The organism is Cupriavidus sp. HPC(L), assembly GCF_000307735.3.
In the GTDB taxonomy this organism is placed as follows: domain Bacteria; phylum Pseudomonadota; class Gammaproteobacteria; order Burkholderiales; family Burkholderiaceae; genus Cupriavidus.
In genome coordinates this window covers 1-5519 of record NZ_AMPR02000203.1, presented here as the reverse complement: position 1 = coordinate 5519, position 5519 = coordinate 1, and the positions used below count along the sequence as shown (strand labels likewise).

Below are 5519 nucleotides of genomic sequence, written 5' to 3'. Positions count from 1 at the left end.
AAGGCGCTGATTGACGCCGCCTCGCAAGGACAGTGGCTGACGCGGGAGGCCGCGCGGACACTTTGCACGGCCGCGACGGCGCGGCTGGCGCAATGGGCGGAGGCGGGCTGGATCGACTGCGAGACCATCGACCGCCCGTTGCTGACGGCCGTCGACGCGCAGGAATCAACCTGGCAGGGCGATCCGGGCGCTCCGGCTGATCAGGCCGACACGGCGGCAGCGACCGAACCGCCACCGCCCGCCACCGCGCCGCCGGTCTTGCCGGCCCCGGCGCTGCATCCGGAACAGCGCCAGGCCGTCGACGCGATTGCCGCCGCCACCGGCTTCGCGCCGTTCCTGCTGCACGGCGTGACCGGCAGCGGCAAGACCGAGGTCTACCTGCACGCGATCGCCACCGCGCTGGCCCGTGACCCCGCCGCGCAGGTGCTGATGCTGGTGCCGGAAATCAATCTGACGCCGCAGCTGCAGGCGCGCATCGCCGCGCGCTTCCCGGCGGCACCGCTGGCGGTGCTGCACAGCGGCATGGCGGACCAGGAACGCACGTTGCACTGGCTCGCGGCGCATCGCGGCGAGGCGCGCATCGTGCTCGGCACGCGGATGGCGGTGATGGCGTCGCTGCCGACGCTGGCGCTGATCGTCGTCGACGAGGAGCACGACACCTCGTACAAGCAGCAGGAGGGCCTGCGCTACTCGGCCCGCGATCTGGCGGTCTGGCGCGCCAAGCAGCTCGCCATCCCGGTGGTGCTGGGCTCTGCCACGCCGTCGATGGAATCGTGGTGGCGCGCCGAGCAGGGCGCCTACCGCAAGCTGGTACTGCGCGAACGCGCGCAGGCGGACGCGGTGCTGCCCACGGTGCGGCTGATCGACCTGAACCATGAGCGGCAGCGCCAGCGGCCGCTGTACGAGGGCCTGTCGGCGCCGCTGCTGCAGGCGATCGAGGCGCGCCTGGCCCGCGGTGAGCAGAGCCTGCTGTTCCTGAACCGGCGCGGCTATGCGCCGGTGATCGCCTGCGACAGCTGCGGCTGGCTGTCCGGCTGTCCGCGCTGCTCCGCGTACCTGGTGCTGCATCGTCCCGAGCGCTGCCTGCGCTGCCATCACTGCGGGCTCGAGGCCCGCATCCCGCACCATTGCCCAGACTGCGGCAACGTCGACATCGCGCCGCTGGGCCGCGGCACCCAGCGGATCGAGGAGGCGCTGGCCGCGCGCTTCCCGCAGGCCCGGATCGCCCGCATCGACGCCGATTCGACGCGCCGCAAGGGCAGCGCGCAGGCGATGTTCGACGAGGTTCACGCCGGCCAGGTCGACATCCTGGTCGGTACCCAGATGATCGCCAAGGGCCACGACTTCCAGCGCGTGACGCTGGTCGGCATCGTCCATCCGGACGCGGCGATGTTCAGCCACGACTTCCGCGCGGCCGAGCACCTGTTCGCCTCGCTGATGCAGGTGTCGGGCCGCGCCGGACGCGCCGGCCTGGCGGGCGAGGTGCTGATCCAGACGCGGTATCCGGACGCGCCCGCGCTGCAGGCTTTGGTACGGCACGACTACGACGGCTTCGCCGCCACGCAGCTGCGGGAACGGCGCCAGGCCGGGCTGCCGCCCTTCGTCCACCAGGTGCTGGTGACGGCCGAGCACGGGCAACTGCAACGAGCGCTGGACTTCCTGCATGCCGCGCGCGAGCGCGCCGACGGCACGGCGCTGGCCGCCGAGGTGCAACTGCACGATCCGGTGCCGATGTCGATGGTCCGCATCGCCAACCGGGAGCGCGCCCAGATGCTGATCGAGAGCGGCTCGCGCATGGCGCTGCAACGCTTTGTCGGAGAGTGGACGCAAACTTTCGGCGAGGTCGGGGCCACCGTCAAAGGGGTGCGCTGGCAGCTGGAGATCGACCCGCTGCGGATCTGAGCCGGAGCGCCCGAAAGCCCGAACATCGGGGTCGGCCGTAGTTGTGGTGCAACCGCCTGACGTCAGCGGATCGGACGGGGTTGCACTAGTGGGTTATACCAAGTTGCACCCCGGCTTTCTTCGAGAGTATGATCGCGCCAGTTTACGTCACATCGCGCGACTTCCGCACCGACCATCCCGGCCCGCATTGGCTTGGCTTGGCCATCCAGAGCGGCAAGCGCGCTCCTCGGAGATCTCCTCGCATGGCCACCACCACCCTCGGCGTCAAGCTCGACGACGCCTCCCGCGACCGCCTGAAGCGCGTTGCCCAGTCGATCGACCGCACGCCGCACTGGCTGATCAAGCAGGCGATCTTCTCTTACCTGGAGCAGATCGAGCGCGGACAGGCGCCGCACGATGTCAACGGCAGCGGCCAGCCCGAGGCCGATGGTGCCGACACGCTCGACGCGGTCGCCGGCGAGGGCGCGCCCCAGCCCTTTCTCGAATTCGCCCAGAGCATCCAGCCCCAGTCGGTGCTGCGCGCGGCCATCACGTCCGCCTACCGCCGACCCGAGACCGACTGCGTACCGGTGCTGCTCGAGCAGGCCCGGCTGCCGCAGCAGCAGGCCGACGCCGCGCTGGCGATGGCGAAGAAGCTGGCGCTGAATCTGCGCCAGCAGAAGGTCGGCAGCGGCCGCGAGGGGCTGGTGCAAGGGCTGATCCAGGAGTTCTCGCTGTCCTCGCAGGAGGGTGTGGCGCTGATGTGCCTGGCCGAGGCGCTGCTGCGCATTCCGGACAAGGCCACCCGTGACGCGCTGATCCGCGACAAGATCAGCGGCGCCAACTGGCAGTCGCACCTGGGGCAGAGCCCGTCGCTGTTCGTCAACGCCGCGACCTGGGGCCTGCTGGTCACCGGCAAGCTGGTGTCGACCCACAACGAGGCGGGCCTGACCCGCGCGCTGACCCGCATCATCGGCAAGGGCGGCGAGCCGCTGATCCGCAAGGGCGTCGACATGGCGATGCGGCTGATGGGCGAGCAGTTCGTCACCGGCGAGACCATCTCCGAGGCGCTGGCCAATGCGCGCAAGTACGAGGCCCAGGGCTTCCGCTATTCGTACGACATGCTGGGCGAGGCCGCGATGACCGAGGCCGACGCGCAGCGCTACCTGGCCTCCTACGAGCAGGCGATCCACGCGATCGGCCAGGCCTCGCGCGGCCGCGGCATCTACGAGGGCCCGGGCATCTCGATCAAGCTGTCGGCGCTGCATCCGCGCTACAGCCGCGCCCAGCACGAGCGCGTGCTCGGCGAGCTGTACGGCCGGCTCAAGTCGCTGACGCTGCTGGCTCGCCAGTACGACATCGGCATCAATATCGACGCCGAGGAAGCCGACCGGCTGGAGATCTCGCTGGACCTGCTGGAGCGGCTCTGTTTCGAGCCGGAACTGGCCGGCTGGAATGGCATCGGCTTCGTCGTGCAGGGCTACCAGAAGCGTTGCCCCTTCGTGATCGACTATCTGATCGACCTGGCCCGCCGCAGCCGCCACCGCCTGATGATCCGGCTGGTCAAGGGCGCCTACTGGGACAGCGAGATCAAGCGCGCCCAGGTCGACGGCCTGGAGGGCTATCCGGTCTACACGCGCAAGGTCTACACCGATGTGTCGTACCTGGCCTGCGCGCGCAAGCTGCTGTCGGTGCCCGACGCGATCTATCCGCAGTTCGCCACCCACAACGCGCACACGCTGGCGGCGATCTACCAGATCGCCGGCCATAGCTATTACCCGGGCCAGTACGAGTTCCAGTGCCTGCACGGCATGGGCGAGCCGCTGTACGACCAGGTGGTCGGCCCGGTCGCCGAGGGTAAGCTGAACCGGCCGTGCCGGATCTATGCGCCGGTCGGCACGCACGAGACGCTGCTGGCCTATCTGGTGCGGCGCCTGCTGGAGAACGGCGCCAATACGTCCTTCGTCAACCGCATTGCCGACGACACGATTTCGCTGGACGAGCTGGTGGCCGACCCGGTCGCGCAGGTAGAACGGATGCACAAGGAAGAAGGCACGCTGGGCCTGCCGCACCCGCGCATTCCGATGCCGCGCACCCTGTACGGCAAGGCGCGCGCCAATTCGGCGGGCCTCGACCTGTCGAACGAACATCGGCTGGCCTCGCTGTCATCGGCGCTGCTGCATGGCGCCACCGAGCGCCTGAGTGCCGAGCCGATGCTGGGGGTTGACGCCGTGGGAGGCGGTGACACCGCGCCGGTGCTCAATCCTTCGGACCATCGCGATGTCGTCGGCCAGGTCACCGAGGCCAGTGCGGCCGACGTCGAGGCCGCGCTGCAGGCCGCGGTCAACGCCGCCCCGATCTGGCAGGCGACGCCGCCCGAGGTCCGCGCCGCCGCACTGGAGCGTGCCGCCGACCTGATGGAAGCGCAGATGCAGGCGCTGATGGGCGTGATCATGCGCGAGGCCGGCAAGACGTTCTCGAACGCGATCGCCGAAGTGCGCGAAGCGGTCGACTTCCTGCGCTACTACGCGGTGCAGGTGCGCGAGCATTTTTCCAACGACACGCACCGCCCGCTCGGTCCAGTCGTCTGCATCAGCCCGTGGAACTTCCCGCTGGCGATCTTCACCGGCCAGGTGGCCGCGGCACTGGCCGCGGGCAACACGGTGCTGGCCAAGCCGGCCGAACAGACCCCGCTGATCGCGGCGCAGGCGGTGCGCCTGCTGCGCGAGGCCGGCGTGCCGGCCGGCGCGGTGCAGCTGCTGCCGGGCAGTGGCGAGACCGTCGGCGCGGCGCTGGTCGGCGATGCGCGCGTCAAGGGCGTGATGTTCACCGGCTCGACCGAGGTCGCGCGGCTGCTGCAGCGTAACCTCGCCGGCCGCCTCGATGCCGCCGGCCGTCCGGTGCCGCTGATCGCCGAGACCGGCGGCCAGAACGCGATGATCGTCGACTCGTCGGCGCTGGCCGAGCAAGTGGTCGCCGATGTCGTGACCTCGGCGTTCGATTCGGCGGGCCAGCGCTGCTCGGCGCTGCGCGTGCTGTGCCTGCAGGAAGATGTGGCTGACCGCGTGCTGGAGATGCTCAAGGGCGCGATGGCCGAACTGACGATGGCCAATCCGGATCGTCTGTCGACCGATGTTGGCCCGGTGATCGACGAGGAGGCGCGCGCCGGCATCGTCAAGCATATCGAGGCGATGCGGGCCAAGGGCCGCCGCGTCCATCAGGCCGATGCCAACGCCGCGCAGTCGGCCGCATGCCGCCATGGCACCTTCGTGCCGCCGACGCTGATCGAGCTGAACCACATCGGCGAGCTGCAGCGCGAGGTGTTCGGTCCGGTGCTGCACGTGGTGCGCTACCAGCGCGCGCGCCTGGACGCGCTGCTCGACCAGATCAACGCCACCGGGTACGGCCTGACGATGGGCGTGCACACCCGCATCGACGAAACCATCGAGCACATCGTCGCGCGCGCCCATGTCGGCAATCTCTACGTCAACCGCAACATCGTCGGCGCGGTGGTCGGCGTGCAGCCGTTCGGCGGCGAGGGCCTGTCGGGCACCGGCCCGAAGGCTGGCGGCCCGCTGTATCTGCACCGCCTGCTGTCGACCTGTCCGCAGGACGCGTTCGTTGCCGCCGCCCGTGCC

At 70.1% G+C, this 5519-nt stretch carries 2 protein-coding genes; both read left to right on the top strand.

Annotation, left to right across the window (positions count from 1 at the left end):
* On the top strand, positions 1-1902 hold a 1902-nt coding region (locus B551_RS12890; RefSeq protein WP_023264243.1), incomplete at its 5' end, for a primosomal protein N'.
* A gap of 242 nt (positions 1903-2144) precedes the next feature.
* Positions 2145-5519 (top strand): trifunctional transcriptional regulator/proline dehydrogenase/L-glutamate gamma-semialdehyde dehydrogenase (putA, locus tag B551_RS12885; protein ID WP_023264242.1); only part of this gene is annotated, 3375 nt, incomplete at its 3' end.